At 33.7% G+C, this 15,426-nt stretch carries 15 protein-coding genes; 7 read left to right on the forward strand and 8 right to left on the reverse strand.

Annotated features, from left to right (window positions below; translation table 11 throughout):
* The first annotated feature begins 103 nt into the window (after window positions 1-103).
* Both BW939_RS14155 and trpS read left to right on the forward strand, forming a co-directional pair.
* Window positions 104-1,033: a 2-hydroxyacid dehydrogenase gene (locus BW939_RS14155; protein WP_076452676.1), complete on the forward strand. Its 930-nt coding sequence runs from the start codon at window positions 104-106 to the stop codon at window positions 1,031-1,033.
* Window positions 1,034-1,421: 388 nt separating this feature from the next.
* Window positions 1,422-2,390: a tryptophan--tRNA ligase gene (trpS, locus tag BW939_RS14160; protein ID WP_076452677.1), complete on the forward strand. Its 969-nt coding sequence runs from the start codon at window positions 1,422-1,424 to the stop codon at window positions 2,388-2,390.
* Window positions 2,391-2,430: 40 nt separating this feature from the next.
* Here the strand turns inward: trpS and BW939_RS14165 are convergent, their stop codons facing one another.
* The 5 genes from BW939_RS14165 to BW939_RS14185 form a co-directional block, all read right to left on the reverse strand.
* Entirely contained in the window at window positions 2,431-3,126 is a 696-nt protein-coding gene (locus tag BW939_RS14165) for a YjjG family noncanonical pyrimidine nucleotidase (RefSeq protein WP_076452678.1), read from the reverse strand.
* 202 nt (window positions 3,127-3,328) lie between these two features.
* Window positions 3,329-3,916 (reverse strand): RNA polymerase sigma factor, encoded by a 588-nt coding sequence (locus BW939_RS14170; RefSeq protein ID WP_076452679.1) that lies wholly within the window; start codon window positions 3,914-3,916, stop codon window positions 3,329-3,331.
* 188 nt (window positions 3,917-4,104) lie between these two features.
* Entirely contained in the window at window positions 4,105-4,596 is a 492-nt protein-coding gene (locus tag BW939_RS14175) for a hypothetical protein (protein ID WP_105170186.1), read from the reverse strand.
* A 78-nt stretch (window positions 4,597-4,674) separates the two neighbouring features.
* On the reverse strand, window positions 4,675-5,955 hold the full coding sequence (metK, locus tag BW939_RS14180; RefSeq protein WP_076452680.1) for a methionine adenosyltransferase: 1,281 nt from the start codon (window positions 5,953-5,955) through the stop codon (window positions 4,675-4,677).
* A 231-nt stretch (window positions 5,956-6,186) separates the two neighbouring features.
* Window positions 6,187-7,137: a LysR substrate-binding domain-containing protein gene (locus BW939_RS14185; protein ID WP_076452681.1), complete on the reverse strand. Its 951-nt coding sequence runs from the start codon at window positions 7,135-7,137 to the stop codon at window positions 6,187-6,189.
* Window positions 7,138-7,246: 109 nt separating this feature from the next.
* Between BW939_RS14185 and BW939_RS14190 the strand changes: the two genes are divergently transcribed.
* The 5 genes from BW939_RS14190 (at window position 7,247) to BW939_RS14210 (ending at window position 11,525) form a co-directional block, all read left to right on the forward strand.
* Complete coding sequence (locus BW939_RS14190) at window positions 7,247-8,734, forward strand: catalase (RefSeq protein ID WP_076452744.1); 1,488 nt, start codon at window positions 7,247-7,249, stop codon at window positions 8,732-8,734.
* Window positions 8,735-8,839: 105 nt separating this feature from the next.
* Window positions 8,840-9,607, forward strand: a complete 768-nt coding sequence (locus BW939_RS14195) for an enoyl-CoA hydratase/isomerase family protein (RefSeq protein ID WP_076452682.1) — start codon at window positions 8,840-8,842, stop codon at window positions 9,605-9,607.
* A gap of 34 nt (window positions 9,608-9,641) precedes the next feature.
* On the forward strand, window positions 9,642-10,070 hold the full coding sequence (locus BW939_RS14200; RefSeq protein ID WP_076452745.1) for a deoxycytidylate deaminase: 429 nt from the start codon (window positions 9,642-9,644) through the stop codon (window positions 10,068-10,070).
* Between the two features lie 25 nt (window positions 10,071-10,095).
* Window positions 10,096-11,010: a site-specific tyrosine recombinase XerD gene (gene xerD, locus BW939_RS14205; RefSeq protein WP_076452683.1), complete on the forward strand. Its 915-nt coding sequence runs from the start codon at window positions 10,096-10,098 to the stop codon at window positions 11,008-11,010.
* On the forward strand, window positions 11,007-11,525 hold the full coding sequence (locus tag BW939_RS14210; protein WP_076452684.1) for an NUDIX hydrolase: 519 nt from the start codon (window positions 11,007-11,009) through the stop codon (window positions 11,523-11,525). Before xerD ends, BW939_RS14210 begins: the two co-directional genes overlap by 4 nt.
* Window position 11,526: 1 nt before the next feature.
* On the opposite strand, the gene BW939_RS14215 is transcribed toward BW939_RS14210, so the two are convergent.
* From BW939_RS14215 to BW939_RS14225, 3 genes are read right to left on the reverse strand one after another with little or no spacing between them, the layout of a single operon-like run.
* Entirely contained in the window at window positions 11,527-11,985 is a 459-nt protein-coding gene (locus BW939_RS14215) for a heme-binding domain-containing protein (protein WP_076452685.1), read from the reverse strand.
* Window positions 11,985-13,733, reverse strand: a complete 1,749-nt coding sequence (locus BW939_RS14220; RefSeq protein WP_076452686.1) for an Ig-like domain-containing domain — start codon at window positions 13,731-13,733, stop codon at window positions 11,985-11,987. Before BW939_RS14220 ends, BW939_RS14215 begins: the two co-directional genes overlap by 1 nt.
* A gap of 25 nt (window positions 13,734-13,758) precedes the next feature.
* Window positions 13,759-15,018: a serine hydrolase domain-containing protein gene (locus BW939_RS14225; protein ID WP_076452687.1), complete on the reverse strand. Its 1,260-nt coding sequence runs from the start codon at window positions 15,016-15,018 to the stop codon at window positions 13,759-13,761.
* Between the last annotated feature and the right edge of the window lie 408 nt (window positions 15,019-15,426).

Consider the following 15,426-nt stretch of genomic DNA (forward strand, 5'->3'; position numbering starts at 1 on the left):
GTTTAAATCTCTTTTTTAATAACTTTTCTTTAGGCATGATTGTAGGAAAAATCTTTCAAAAAAATTCGAATAATTCGTGAATAATTTGTGAAACTTACAAACAATGAAGATTCTCCTTTTAGATAAAAACCATCCGCTCATCACCGAACAGCTTTTATCCAAAAACTTTATATTAGAAGAAGATTTCACGTCTTCATACCAAGAAATTTGTTCTAAAATCCAAAATTATGACGGTGTCATTATTAGAAGTAGAATCCCTTTAGATAAAAACTTTCTAGAGCAAGGGAAAAACCTGAAGTTTATCGCTAGAGTAGGAGCGGGTATGGAAAATATTGATATTCCCGTCGCCGAAAAGTTAGGTATTAAACTCATCAATTCACCCGAAGGAAACCGAGATTCTGTAGCTGAGCACGTCGTCGGAATGTTGTTGATTTTAATGAACCGCCTATTCATCGCTTCCAACCAAGTAAAAAACGGAATTTGGCTGCGTGAAGAAAACCGAGGAGACGAATTGTTGGGAAAAACCGTTGGTCTGATAGGCTATGGAAACATGGGGAAAGCTACTGCTAAAAGGCTTTATGGATTTGGATGTAACGTGATTTTTCATGATATTTTGCCTAATCTTTCTGATGAATTTGCAACACAAGTAAGTTTGGAAGAGTTAAAAGAAAATGCAGAGGTTCTCAGCTTGCATATTCCTTTGAATGAAGAAACAAATTATTTGATTGATGAAAAGTTTATTTCGGAAATGAAAAATAAATTCTACTTTGTTAATACCGCAAGAGGTAAAAATGTAAAAACTAAACATTTAGTTGATGCCTTAAGGTCAGGTAAGGTGAAAGGTGCCTGTCTTGATGTTTTAGAATATGAAAAATCATCTTTCGAAAAATTAGAATCTGAAAATGATGATTTGAATTTCCTTTTAAATTCTGAAAAAGCCATTGTTACACCACATATAGCCGGATGGACTCACCAAAGCAAGCAAAAGCTAGCCCAAGTAATTGTAGATAAGATTGTGGACGGATTTTGTTAATCAATGTTTTTCATAACCAAAATAAGTGTCTGTTTAAATTTTCATCAAAAATAATTCCCTTGACATATACAGAACCCTATTTCTATAATAAATATAAAAATCTGTCTCAATCATCATACAGATTTGTTTTTAAAATAGTAAGCTAAAGATTTCTTATTTGTAATGACGATTCTTCCATAGATGATGGGTAGTAAAGATCCGTTATTAAAATTAGTATAAATATTTGTATAATTACATCTGCCAAACAGGTTTTCTACTCATGCAATCCAGATGTTAGCAACTTAAATCTTCACAAAAGCCGTTTTTGTGGTTCCAAATGGAAATGCAATATTTTCGAAGGAGATAAATTCTAAATTTTACCTATTTTTGCACAAACAATTTAAAAAAAATGTCAAGAATTCTTACCGGCATACAAGCCACCGGCACACCGCATCTGGGAAACCTTTTGGGTGCAATTATTCCTGCAATTGAGCTTTCAAAGCAAGCAGGAAACGAATCATTTTTATTCATTGCGAATCTTCATTCGCTTACACAGATTAAAGATGCAAAAGAATTAAAAAACAACACTTACGAAATTGCTGCAGCTTGGCTTGCCTGCGGATTAGACACCGAAAAAACATTCTTCTACAGACAGAGTGACATCCCTGAAACTTGCGAACTTTCATGGCATTTATCTTGTTTTTTTCCTTATCAGAGATTAACCTTAGCGCATTCTTTTAAAGATAAAGCAGATCGCTTACAAGATGTAAACGCAGGGTTGTTTACCTACCCGATTTTGATGGCTGCAGATATTCTTTTATATGATGCAGAAATCGTTCCTGTAGGAAAAGATCAGCTTCAGCATTTGGAAATTGCCCGCGACGTGGCTTCCAGATTCAATAATCAAATGGGTGAAATTTTGGTTTTGCCTCAAGCTGAATTGCAGGAAGATACCAAATATGTTCCTGGAGTTGACGGTCACAAAATGTCTAAATCCAGAGGAAATATTATCAATATTTTCTTACCTGAAAAAGAATTGAAAAAACAGGTAATGAGCATCGAAAGCGATTCTAAATCTTTAGAAGAGCCAAAAGATCCTTCTACAGATAAAACGTTTGCAATTTATGAATTGATTGCAACTCCTGAACAAACGGAAGAATTGAGAGCAAAATATGTAGCCGGAAATTTCGGTTATGGTCATGCTAAAAAAGAACTTTTAGATTTAATTCTCACAAGATTTGAAAAGGAAAGAGAATTGTTTTCTTACTACATGAGCAATCTTGATGAATTGGAGGCAAAACTTCAGGAAGGAGCCGTGAAAACTAGAGCAATTGCTACACAAACCATCAAAAGAGTAAGAGAGAGTTTGGGAATTTAATTCCTCACATCCTAAATCCCTCTCCAAAAGAGAGGGATTTTTACAAATATTCTTTGATCTGCAGTAGATGCTTGATTACTTTTAAATTTTCCTGAGCCGGACTTTCGTTCAAAACATCAAAGAAAATTACATCTATCCCGAAATTCTGCGCGCCTAAACAATCGGCAATCCAATCGTCACCAATCAAAATGCTTTCTTCTTTTTTAGCTTTTGCAAGACCTAAAGAATATTCAAAAATTTCAGGATTTGGCTTTCTAATACCAACGGAATCTGCGCTTGTTATTGTGTTGAAATAATGATCTATTTTTGACAAAATGCATTTTCTTTCTGTAACTTCCTGAAAACCATTTGAAATGATATGCAAAGTAAATTTTTTAGATTTCAAATAATTTAATATATATTCTGCGCCTTCAACTAAATGATTAAAATTTAAAATTTTATCTAAAAAATGTTCTTCAAAATACATAGATAATTCCAAATCATCAATTCCGAAATGATTGAAAGTGTCGTAAAATCTATGTTTTCTGAGGTATTCCTTATCTATGATACCATCTCGAATATCTTCCCATAGTTTTTCATTAATATCATGATAAACAGAGTGAAATTCTTCAAAATCAATACCATATTTCAAAGTGATTTCTTCTTTTTCAAAAAGGGTTTTGATTGTTAAATAAGCGTTTTTGCGGTGATCCCAAAGTGTATTGTCGAGGTCAAAAAAAATGTGCTGAATTTTCATACAGCACAAATTTACTAATTTTTAATTTTTTGAAATGTATAGGTGAGAATTCTTCACTTTTACTACTTCAAGACTTTTAGAGAAACTGAGCAAAAAATCAATAGTTTGTTTTTTAGGTTTTAAACTTTTGGATTTTAAAGAATCGTTATTTTTCATAGGCGAAAATTATATTTTCTTTAAAAACGAAAATTGTTCCAAAATATTATCTCGTGAGAATAATATTGTTTTCTTCCATTATTTTTCTAAGATTAATGAGTGCATAGCGTACTCTTCCTAATGTTGTATTGATGCTTAGATTAGTTTGTTCAGCAATTTCTTTAAAACTCAACCCATCAAAGAATCTAAGTTTTATCACTTCTTGCTGATTTTCTGGTAGAAACTGAATTATTTTAATCAAATCTTGCTGAATTTGTTGGCTTACCAGTTGATCTTCAATGTTTTCTGAAGGCTCTCTGATGAGGTCAAAGATTGAATATTCCTCGTTATCAAAAGTGGTCTCAGAAACTTTTGTGTTTTTAGCTTTTGCCCGAAAATGGTCAATAATCAAATTTTGAGCGATTCTTTTAGCCCATAGGATAAACTTTCCTTCTTCATTATAGCGACCTTCTTTAAGCATTACAATGATTTTCATAAAAGTATCCTGAAAGATATCGTTGGCAAAATCTTCGTCTTTAATCTTATAAAGAATAAACGTGAAAAGATCGCTCTGATAACGGTGGATAAGTATTGATAAGGCTTCTTCGTTTCCGGTCTGATAAAGGGCAATCAGGTTGCTATCTGTAGGTTTCATAACTTTTCTCTTCTCTATAATTGTTATTTTGCAGAAACCTTTCACCTAAGTAGAACTGGTATTTTTTCGGTTGTAAGCAATTTCAGAGTAAAGTTTTTTTCTATAGTAAAAAATTATGCTGTAAATATAAATAATTTTTTAATAAATGTTAAACATTTAACAATAAACCTAAAAAAAAACAAAAATTATTAGTTAAACATATCATAAATTGCCACTGTTGGGATATTTAATGTGAAATTAATATTTAACCCTTTTAATTCTTTGCCATTTAATTTAGCATCTGCTACTGTAATAGCATATCCTCCCGTCAAATCAACAATACCAAACAAGCTGAAACCAACTTTTGGCGCTACATATTTGTTGGTACCTTCAGCTCCGAGGATAAAGTAGTAAGAGTGATAAAAATCTACGTTTTTCTGGAAATTCAAAAGTACATCTGCCTGCATTTTTGGCATAATAGCAAATTTAGAATTAGCAGATCCCATCAATGCTGATGCTCCCAATCTGTAAATGACATCATCATTTTTTAGAAACATGAGTTTGCCTCCAATTTCTCCAAAACTTTGATTTTGATAGACGTATCCCACATTAATCATCTTGTGAATGGTGTACTGTGCCTGAGTAAAAATTCCGGTAAAAAAAACAAAAAGACCAGTGATTGCAAATCGCATATTCATCATGTAATATTTAAGTGTAAAAATAAAAAAAACTGCTTTAGCATTTTCATGTTAAAGCAGTTTCTATACCGAAAAGAAGAATTATAAACCGAAAGCCGATTTAATCTCTTCTACTTTGTCTAATTTTTCCCAAGTGAAGAATTCTAAACCTGTTAAAGTCAATTCGTTTTTGTGACCTTTGTTGAATGTTTTATCTGCAACAAAATGCTCTCTTCCCATGTGACCGTAAGAAGCCGTTTCTTGATAAATAGGATTTCTCAGTTTCAAATTTTGCTCAATTGCATAAGGCCTCAAATCGAAAATGGTAGACACTTTTTTAGCAATTTCACCGTCATTCAACTCCACTTTAGAAGTTCCGTAGGTATTGATGTATAAACCACAAGGTTCAGCCACGCCAATTGCATAAGAAACCTGTACCAAAACCTCATCTGCAACACCTGCAGCCACTAAGTTTTTAGCGATGTGTCTTGTAGCATAAGCCGCACTTCTGTCTACTTTTGAAGGATCTTTTCCAGAGAAAGCACCACCACCGTGAGCTCCTTTTCCACCATAAGTATCAACGATGATTTTTCTTCCCGTAAGACCTGTGTCTCCATGAGGGCCACCGATTACAAATTTACCTGTAGGGTTGATGTGATATTTTATTTGCTCGTTGAATAAAGCCTTAATCTCTTCAGTCTGCAATGCAACAACTCTAGGGATCAAGATGTTTTTGATGTCTTCTCTGATTTTGTTTAGCATTTCTTCTTCAGCTGCAAAATCATCATGCTGAGTAGAAACGACGATAGAATCTATTCTTACCGGTTTGTGGTCGTCAGAATACTCGATAGTAACTTGAGATTTCGCATCAGGACGAAGATATTTAATTTCAGAATCTTCTCTTCTTAAAGCAGATAGTTCTTTTAAAATTGTGTGTGCAAGATCTAAAGCCAAAGGCATATAGTTGGCAGTTTCGTTGGTTGCATAGCCAAACATCATTCCCTGGTCACCAGCTCCCTGTGCGTTTGCTTTTGCTTCAAAAGATTCGTCAGTTACAGCTCTGTCAACACCTTGGTTGATATCCGGAGACTGCTCGTGAATTGCAGAAATTACCCCGCAAGAATCGCCATTAAACATGTATTCGCCTTTTGTGTAGCCAATACCGTTGATTACCTCTCTTGCAATAGTTTGTACATCAAGATAAGCATCAGATTTTACCTCTCCTGCCAAAACAACTTGTCCTGTTGTAACCAAAGTTTCGCAGGCAACTTTCGAAGTTTTGTCGTAAGCTAAAAAGTTATCAATTAATGCGTCGGAAATTTGATCGGCAATTTTATCCGGGTGCCCTTCTGATACAGATTCAGATGTAAATAAATAAGACATATTATTCTTTTGTTTTTTTTAATTAAAAACTAATGAGGATAAAAAATGAATAATTGCCGGAAATAGCTCAAAAAGAATACTGCTTTAGCTTATTTTTATAGAGGTTGCAATCAGGTCAAATTTTTCCTCGTTATCAAACGTGTGCAAATGTAAGTACTATTTTTCTAATACTCAAAACTTTTGGCTCCGAAAATAAATGAAAAAAATCAGACTTTCATCTGATTTTTAATGTTATTGGGGCTTTATACTCACAAAATCTTTCGGATTTTTGTAGTAATTAAGTTTGTCTTTTAAGGTTTTTTTGATTGAATTGCCCAGCTCATCAATAATTTTTTGTTTAAATGTTGGCTTGTAATAAATAATGCTGATTTCGCGGTATGGAAAAGGTTTTTTAAATTTAAAAACTTTTGTTTTCTGCTCATCAGACAGTTGATTTAAGGCCAGTTCTGGCAATATACTAATTCCTCCAACTTTATCAACCATGTGGACTAAAGTCTGAATATTAGAAGCTAAAAAGTCCAAATTTTTGGGTTTCAGAGAATTTTCTTTTAAATGACAAATATTTTCAAACTGATTTCTAAGGCAATTTCCTTCCTCTAAAAGCCATACTTTTTCTACATTCATTTCTTCGGGAACGATGAAGGTGTTTTTTTTGTTAGCTTCTGTGTCTGAGCTATAAATCATCAATTCTTCATTAAAAAGAAAGTCTTGATAAAACTCGTTGGCATTGTCATACGGGGTAGAAATAATACCAGCATCCAACTCCCCAGATTTTAAGGATTTAATAATGTTGTCTGTCGTCATCTCTTTTACATTCATCTGAATCTTAGGATTTTCCTGAAGAAAACTGAAAATTTCGGTTGGAAGAATGAATGATGAAACCGTTGGGATAATCCCCAGATTGATTGTACCTCCTAAAATATTGTTTAATAGATTAGCTTTGTTTTTAAGCTCATTTACGGCCTCAATAATTACTTTGGCTTGGTCTATAATTTGCAGGCCAACATCGGTTGTTCTGATGGGGTGGGTGGTTCTGTCAAAAACTTTCACATCCAGCTCGTCCTCAAACTTCTGGATCATAGCACTTAATGTAGGCTGAGTAATAAAGCATGCTTGAGCGGCCTTGCCAAAATGTTTGTACTTATCTACAGCGATAAGATATTCCAATTGCTGAATGTTCATTTGATTAATATTATCTATTACAAAGATATGACGTTTTTGGTATAGGCAATTAAAAATTCATCTAAATTTGAATCTGAAAAACGAAACTACAATAACAAATTATAAATCTATGGATACTAAAAAATTAACCACGAGCAGTGGAGCTCCTTATTTTGAACATCAAGACTCGCAAACAGTTGGAGCAAGAGGTCCTGTTTTGCTACAAGATTTTATATTACAAGAAAATCTCGCTCATTTTGTGAGAGAAAGAATTCCGGAAAGGATTGTTCACGCAAAAGGCAGCGGCGCTTACGGAAAATTCACAGTAACCCACGATATTTCAAAATATACCAAAGCTAAACTGTTTTCTAAAATTGGAAACTCCTGCAAAATGTTTGCAAGATTTTCTACTGTTGGTGGAGAAAAAGGAAGCGCAGATACAGCGAGAGATCCTCGTGGTTTTGCTTTGAAATTTTATACAGAAGACGGAAATTGGGATTTGGTAGGAAACAATACACCCGTTTTTTTTATAAAAGATGCCAAAAAATTTCCAGATTTTATTCATACCCAAAAAAGGGTTCCTAAAACCAACTTGAAAAGCGCAACAATGATGTGGGATTTTTGGAGCTTAAATCCTGAATCCTTACATCAGGTTCTTATTTTGATGTCTGAAAGAGGCACACCTTATGGTTTTAGGCACATGCATGGTTTTGGGTCTCATACTTTTTCTATGATTAATGAACAAAATGAAAGAACTTGGGTGAAATTTCATTTTATAACTCAACAAGGCATAAAAAACTTCACGAACGAAGAAGCTACAAAAATGGCAGGTGTAAATCCAGATTTTGCGCAAGAAGACCTTTGCAACGCCATTGAAAACGGAGATTTTCCCAAATGGAAGATGTATATTCAAACCATGACCGAGACTCAAGCAAACGAATTCCGATGGAATCCTTTTGATGTTACTAAAATATGGTCACATGATGACTTCCCATTAATAGAAGTTGGTGAGATGGAATTGAACGAAATTCCTGTAAACTATTTTGCGCATGTAGAACAATCTATTTTCTCTCCAAGTAATTTAATTAACGGAATTAGTTTTTCACCAGACAAAATGCTTCAAGGTAGACTTTTCTCATATCCTGATGCTCATCGTTACAGAGTTGGCGTTAATGCACACCACTTGGAGGTAAACCGTTGCCCGTTTGCTATTAATAATTACCAGAGAGATGGCGCGATGGCAGATTCAAGTCATTACCAAGACAAGCCCAATTACCATCCTAATAGTTTCGATGATATTACTCCAGATTCAGCGTATAAAAACTTTGAATATGAGCTGGATAGTAACCATGTTGCCAACTACAATAGAAACGAAAATGATGACGATCATTATACGCAACCAGGTTTACTTTACACTAAAGCAATGAGTGTAGAAGATCGTGAGAGGTTGATTAATAATATTATAGAAAATATGAGCGGGATTGATGGCCCTAAGAGAGATGAAATCATAAACCGTCAATTATGTCATTTTTTCAGAGCAAATATTGAGCTTGGAATGAAGGTTGCTGCGGGCTTACAAATAAGCATTGATGGCAACATGATGAATCATAATAAATAGATTGCAATTCAAAATAAACTGTTAAAAGAGGAAAAAAATTACATTTTTCCTCTTTTTTGTTGAAAAAAATTTTTAATTTGCATGGTAATAAATGTTTACGCTAAAATGGAGTTTGAAAATATACTTATAAGTAAAGAAAACAAAATATCTATCATCACCATCAATAGACCAACAAGTCTTAATGCATTGAATGCAAATACAATTAGGGAGCTTGGGGATGCTTTCGATGGTTTGGAAAAAGATACAGAAACAAGAGTCATCATTCTTACCGGAAGCGGAGAGAAATCATTTGTTGCAGGTGCAGACATCAAAGAATTCGCAGATTTTGGACAAAAAGAAGCTGAACAATTAGCAAGAAACGGACAAAATATATTATTCAACAAGATTGAGAATCTTTCAAAACCCGTAATTGCAGCAGTAAATGGCTTTGCTTTAGGTGGAGGTTTAGAACTAGCAATGGCTTGCCACATCAGATATGCATCAGAAAATGCAAAATTAGGACTTCCTGAAGTTACTTTAGGATTAATACCAGGGTATGGAGGAACACAGAGGCTTCCGAAATTAGTAGGAAAAGGGTTAGCAAACGAACTTATTTTTTCTGCAAAAATGATATCCGCACATAGAGCAAAAGAAATTGGCCTTGTAAATGAAGTTTTTGTGTTAGAAGATTTAATTAATAAAACAAAAGAACTTGCCACAATTATTTCAAACAATTCGCCAATGGCAATTGCAAAAGCAATAAATGCGGTAAACCTTTCAGATACAGATAAAGGTTTTGATACAGAAATACAGTATTTCGGAGAAGTTTTTGAGCTTGACGACAAAAAAGAAGGTGTCGCTGCGTTTCTTGAAAAAAGAAAACCCAACTTTTAAACTTAAGAATTACTCAATTATTTCAAATAACAAGATGCAGACATACAGTAAGTTTGATAAAGCTTATCTTAAAATGGCTCAAGAATGGGCAAAACTTTCTTATTGTAAGAGAAAACAAGTAGGAGCAATTATTGTAAAAGACAGAATGATTATTTCTGATGGATACAATGGTACACCATCCGGATTTGAAAACTGTTGCGAAGATGAAAATGAACAAACGCATTGGTACGTGCTGCATGCTGAAGCAAATGCGATTCTAAAACTCGCGGGATCTACACAGTCTGCTAAAGGATCTACGCTTTATCTTACGCTCTCGCCTTGTAAAGAATGCAGTAAGCTTATTCTGCAAGCAGGAATACAAAAATTGGTTTACATCAACGCATATTCTGACGATGAGGGAATAGGATTTTTAAAAAATCATAATATTGAAATAATACAAGTAAATGAAGATGATTTAAACTAAAAAAACAACTTAAAAAAACACACAAATGACTTGGGAAGAAAAAATTAAAGATTTTGAAATATTTCTTCGTTTCGAAAGAAATTTTTCAGAAAACACACTTGATGCCTATGTTCGAGACATCAAAAAATTAAAAGATTATACTGAAGAATCTCTGGGAAATATTGGCCCGGATAGTATTTCTTATGAAAACCTGCAAGAATATATCTTCAGACTCAGCAAACAAAAATTCAGCGAAAGATCACAAGCAAGATGGATATCCTCTATTAAAGCGTTTTTTAGATATTTACTAGAAGATGACATCCGAGAAGATAACCCTTCCGCATTGCTTGAAGGCCCTAAACTAGGTCTTTATCTCCCAGATACCTTAAGTCTTACAGACATCAATAAGATTATTGGTGCAATAGAAATTTCATCAAAAACTGGAAAAAGAAATCATTGTATAATTGAAGTTTTATATGGATGTGGACTTCGGGTTTCTGAATTGATTGATATAAAGATTTCAAATATCAATTTTAAAGAAAACTACATCAAAATATACGGAAAAGGCGACAAAATAAGATTTGTTCCTCTTGCCAAATACACTGCAGAACTCATCAAAGATTATATATCCGAAGTAAGATCAGGTTATAAAATGACTAAAAAGCATGAAGATACCCTCTTTTTAAACAGTCGCGGAACATCTATGTCTCGAGTAATTGTTTTTTTAATTATCAAAGAATTGACTGATAGGGCGGGTGTTAGCAAAAAAATATCTCCCCACACTTTCAGACATTCTTTTGCAACGCATTTACTGCAAAATGGCGCAGATTTAAGATTTATACAAGAAATGCTTGGTCATTCTAGTATTACATCAACCGAAGTTTACACTCATTTGAAAAATGAAGAATTAAGAGATGTAATCTTGAACTTTCATCCCAGAAATGCTAAAGTTGCACAATGAAAAATCTAAATTTCTGCCCAAGTTGTGGCAAAAAATCACTTACTTGGAATCATGAAAAAAAATGGAGCTGCACACAATGCAGCTTCGTTCTTTACCATAATGTTGCAGGGGCTGTTGCTGTTGTCATAAGATGTGAAAACGAAATTTTTCTTACCCAAAGAAATCAAGAGCCTAAGAAAGGAAAACTTGATTTGGCTGGCGGGTTTACCGATCCCAATGAAAGCGCAGAAAACACTTGCAAAAGAGAGCTTTTTGAAGAATTAAGGTTACATATCGATATTTCTAATCTGAGATATCTTACAAGTCTGCCCAACGTTTATCAATACAAAGAAATAGATTATAATACACTCGATTTGTTTTTTGAATACAATGTAAACGAAAAATTTAAGGTAGACCTTGAAGTTTCTGAAATTTCTGAAACTATTTGGATTCCCTTAGATCAAATAAATCTGGAAGATCTTGCGTTTGATTCTCAGAAAAAATTCCTTGAAAGTTATATTGAAAACCAGAAGTAGCCTAAAGCTTTCCAGAGTTTAAAATAGATTCAAAATACTTAATCAGTTCAGAATTTTGAGCAGCAGAAAGATTGGCTTTTGGATGATAAACAATATAGCCGGGAAGAGGCATTGTTTTGTTTTGAATCGTTTGAATAGATTTTTCTATCATACTTTTTTTGAGATCGGCATTATAATTATTCCAAATTGAAAAATTGAGATGATTTCTGCCATCATTCACATGAGATTTTATAGACCATGAAATAGGAGCGATATGCGCATATTTTGGATAAATCGTTTCGTCTGAGTGACAATCGTAGCATGTGTTTTTTATGAGAAGCGCAATGTCAGATGGCGTATTTTTTACTGTAACAAAATTTAACTTTTGATCCACCGGTTTATTTACTTTATCAATAGGGATAAATTGAATGATAGCAAAACCTACTAAAATCCAAAATAAAATTTTCTTAGTTTTCTTCATTATCTTGCATTTAGGAATTGATTATTCATTTTATCTTGTGGTGCATCTAAAGGATTAAGCTTTTCGCCAGATTTTTTGTTTTGATCAGTAGTTTTTGGTGTTGCAATTTCTAGATCTAAAGCTCGGGTGTCTTTCAAATCCCAGTTTTCAACAGAATCCCAAAGTGCACGAGACAATGCAAGTTTGTAGTAAACAAAAGCTTCTTCGGCAAATTTTTCTGTTGTAAAATCGGATGCATCCCAAAATTGATTTCCGTTGCTGTCTACGAGAATTCGTACGATATACTCGGCGGGCTTCACAATATCAAATTTTACCTCAGTTCCAGAAGTGTATTTCTGGTAGATTACTTTCTCTGAAGAATCTAAAAGCTGTAGCCAATATTTATCTGTGGGTGCATTGGTTAATTTAAAAGTAATACTACCATAGTTTTCTATCTTATCTGCCTCGAAATCAAATCTTTTTGAGTCTGCATTTTTCTCGTAATAAGATGAAACAGTAGATTTAGGAACAGTAAGCTGGTATTTTTTTCCTTCAACAAAGTTAGACTGAATTTGAATTTCGTAAGGATTGGTTTCAGAAATTTTAGCTGTAAAACTCTGGTTTAAACTATCGGCTTTCAAAGTCCATTTTTCTGGCTGAATTTTATCTACAATATAATTTGACAAGATTTTAAAATCCGATTTTGGAGGAAGAAGATTGCCTCCGATGGCGTTTTCTAGAGCCATTTTGTTCTTCGTATTGTATTTGTAGAACAATGATGCATTGAAAAGTGAATCTTTAATAATGCCGGCATCATAAGTGAACTTAAGGTTTTCATTCGTAGTTTGCCCAATTTCACTTTTTACAGCATCAAACCATATTTTTACAGAATCAGATTTAGGTTTGTGGGTTACTTTAAAATCTTTAAGTTTGTCACTCAGTGGGTTTACTTTTACAGACTCCGGATTTCCTTCAAAAGTCATTAAAATCCCACCTGGCATTTCTTTCATTTCTAGAAATTTAACCGTTTTTTTAGATGGAAATATTTTTAATTTTAACCCAGAAATAGATTTTTCTATGTTTACCTCTTCCTTTTGGAAAGCTATTTTTTCCTTCCCGGGATTGTAGACTGAGTTGCTGTTTTCATCATCAAATGCAATGATACGGTACTTTCCTGGAGATAGATAATTAAGCTCAAAATAGCCGTCATCATCTACTTTAGAAATGTAATAAGGCTTATCTCGGTAGTTGATTGTATCTTTTACCTGATAAAGACCTACCACCAATTTGTTTTCTGAAGACTGCGTTTTTTTTATTGCCATCCCGTCTTTTACATCGCCCGAGATGTACAAATCATCTAGTTTTTCGCCAGTTGAAAATGCAAAATTATAGTATCTAAGAATATTAGATTCGTTGTTATCGGCAATAGAATTCCCGAAATTAAAATTGTAAGTTGTATTGGCTTGCAAAGTATCTGTCCACTGAATAAATAATGATGTATTGGCAATATTAGCTGGAAGAATTTTTTTAATATTTTTGATTGGCGGAGAAATAATCAAGTTCTTATTAATTTCTTTCAAGGTAATATATTCATCGAAATCAATTCTCAGTTCACGGATATTTCTGTCAACATTAATTCTTGAGCTGTCAATATTAGAGCCAATGATATTGGGAGCTAATGTGTCTTTTGAGCCACCGATTGGCGAACCTACTCTTGCACAAGAATGCAGGATAAATAAGACCGTTAAAAATAAAAAAATTCTTTTCATGAAGATATTTGGACAAAAATAATCATTATTCTCCGAAAACTTCACTTCCTGTTTTCAGAGAGTCTTGATTTTCATTCATTATGTGATGAAGTTTATCTTTTTGGGGCGGAAAATCTTCGAAAAGACCAGCTAAAGCTAATGCAGTGTATACTCTACCGGAATATTTATTTCCGATGGCAACAATTGTGACTTTAGATTTAAGCAAATGGGCAAAAACAGAATTGGTACCGTGCCACCATCCGTTGTGATAAGTTAACTTTTCGCCATTGTCAAAAATTTTCATTCTGAAACCTAAGCCATAATTGTTTTGTCCGGCTTTTTCATTGCTGTATGGCTCAAAAATCATGTTTTTCAATTCGGGTTTAAGGAAATCTTTAGAAAACAAAGCTTTAGAAAAATTGTAAAGATCTCGTGGTGTGGTATAAACATTTTTATCTCCATAAATTAAATCTAAACGATCTAAAGGATACAGTCTGTTTCCTCCAAAATAAAAAGATTGCGAAGCGGTAGGGATGTTTTTTTCTTCAAAAATGTAGGTGTTTTGCATTTTTAGAGGAGCAAATACCATTTCTTTCATCGCTATCGGGAAGGGAGTTTTTGTAGCTTTTTCCACAAGAAGTGCCAGAAGTGCGTAGTTGGTATTACAGTACATAAAACCGGTATTGGTATCTCTCGCCAGCTCGGGTTTGTACTTTATCAGCATATTGAGAACATCTTGGTTGGTGATGTAATTTTTTGACAGCTCTGCCGGTGCAGGTTTTATTTTATCGATGAAATATTCGTATTTCGGAAGCCCGCTTCTTTGGTCTAATAAGGTCTGTATGGTTACATTAGGATACGGGAATCCGGTAAAATGATCTGTTAAATGGTCTGTAAGTTTTAATTTTCCGGCTTCTATTAATTTAAGTACCGCCATTGCTGTCATTGTCTTTGATACAGATGCAACGTGGAGCGGAGTGTCTTTACTGATAGGGTTTTGGTTGCCTTCTCTTGCAAATCCTCGGTAGCCTTCAAAAAGAATTTCTTCCCCTTTGGCAACAAGAATTCCGCCGCTCAGGTTACCTTGGTCCCAAACTTTATCATAATATCCTTTGATGTATTGAATGGTTGCTTCTTTTCCGGAGAGATAAGAATCTTCTTTGCTGAAAACCTCATTTAGATTGACATTGCCATAATTGGGAAGCTCGGAAGTGTAAGCCTGCGCCTCCTTTTTTTCGGATTTATTTTTACATGAAATACACAACAAAAAAACGGTCACTGCCAATACCAATTTAAACTTCTTCATACCCAATTTAAAAATGAATGGCAATTTAATAAAACTGAAAAGAAAGACTGAAACCGGAATGTAAATTATGAATTTTTTAACATAATCTGTCGTGTAGGAAGTGAATTTTGGAGCGTGCTTTAAACAAAATTCAAATTTTTAGTAGTTACTATAATTTTGAAAATAATAAGTATATGACAGACCATTTAGGAAACTTCAGACTGTGATTCCAAAAACTTTATACCTCTTAATAATTATAATAATGAAATACGGGCTTATAATCTGAACGAAAACATCATGTAGTAGATAAGAAACACAAAAGATGGGGCAGAAGCCACATCTTTTGTATATATTTTTAAAAAAATAACACTTATTTCTCAGTAAGAAATCAATCCGATACTTTTATATTAATCTTTTGAAGGGTTCATG

Source organism: Chryseobacterium piscicola (assembly GCF_900156685.1).
In the GTDB taxonomy this organism is placed as follows: Bacteria; Bacteroidota; Bacteroidia; order Flavobacteriales; family Weeksellaceae; genus Chryseobacterium; species Chryseobacterium piscicola.

Excerpts from the sequence above, each read along its gene's own strand:
- BW939_RS14175 (WP_105170186.1), bottom strand. The coding sequence starts at position 4,596 with ATGATGAATATGCGATTTGCAATCACTGGTCTTTTTGTTTTTTTTACC.
- BW939_RS14185 (WP_076452681.1), bottom strand. The coding sequence starts at position 7,137 with ATGAACATTCAGCAATTGGAATATCTTATCGCTGTAGATAAGTACAAA.
- BW939_RS14225 (WP_076452687.1), bottom strand. The coding sequence starts at position 15,018 with ATGAAGAAGTTTAAATTGGTATTGGCAGTGACCGTTTTTTTGTTGTGT.
- metK (WP_076452680.1), bottom strand. The coding sequence starts at position 5,955 with ATGTCTTATTTATTTACATCTGAATCTGTATCAGAAGGGCACCCGGAT.
- BW939_RS14215 (WP_076452685.1), bottom strand. The coding sequence starts at position 11,985 with ATGAAGAAAACTAAGAAAATTTTATTTTGGATTTTAGTAGGTTTTGCT.
- trpS (WP_076452677.1), top strand. The coding sequence starts at position 1,422 with ATGTCAAGAATTCTTACCGGCATACAAGCCACCGGCACACCGCATCTG.
- BW939_RS14170 (WP_076452679.1), bottom strand. The coding sequence starts at position 3,916 with ATGAAACCTACAGATAGCAACCTGATTGCCCTTTATCAGACCGGAAAC.
- BW939_RS14190 (WP_076452744.1), top strand. The coding sequence starts at position 7,247 with ATGGATACTAAAAAATTAACCACGAGCAGTGGAGCTCCTTATTTTGAA.
- BW939_RS14210 (WP_076452684.1), top strand. The coding sequence starts at position 11,007 with ATGAAAAATCTAAATTTCTGCCCAAGTTGTGGCAAAAAATCACTTACT.
- BW939_RS14155 (WP_076452676.1), top strand. The coding sequence starts at position 104 with ATGAAGATTCTCCTTTTAGATAAAAACCATCCGCTCATCACCGAACAG.
- xerD (WP_076452683.1), top strand. The coding sequence starts at position 10,096 with ATGACTTGGGAAGAAAAAATTAAAGATTTTGAAATATTTCTTCGTTTC.
- BW939_RS14165 (WP_076452678.1), bottom strand. The coding sequence starts at position 3,126 with ATGAAAATTCAGCACATTTTTTTTGACCTCGACAATACACTTTGGGAT.
- BW939_RS14195 (WP_076452682.1), top strand. The coding sequence starts at position 8,840 with ATGGAGTTTGAAAATATACTTATAAGTAAAGAAAACAAAATATCTATC.
- BW939_RS14200 (WP_076452745.1), top strand. The coding sequence starts at position 9,642 with ATGCAGACATACAGTAAGTTTGATAAAGCTTATCTTAAAATGGCTCAA.
- BW939_RS14220 (WP_076452686.1), bottom strand. The coding sequence starts at position 13,733 with ATGAAAAGAATTTTTTTATTTTTAACGGTCTTATTTATCCTGCATTCT.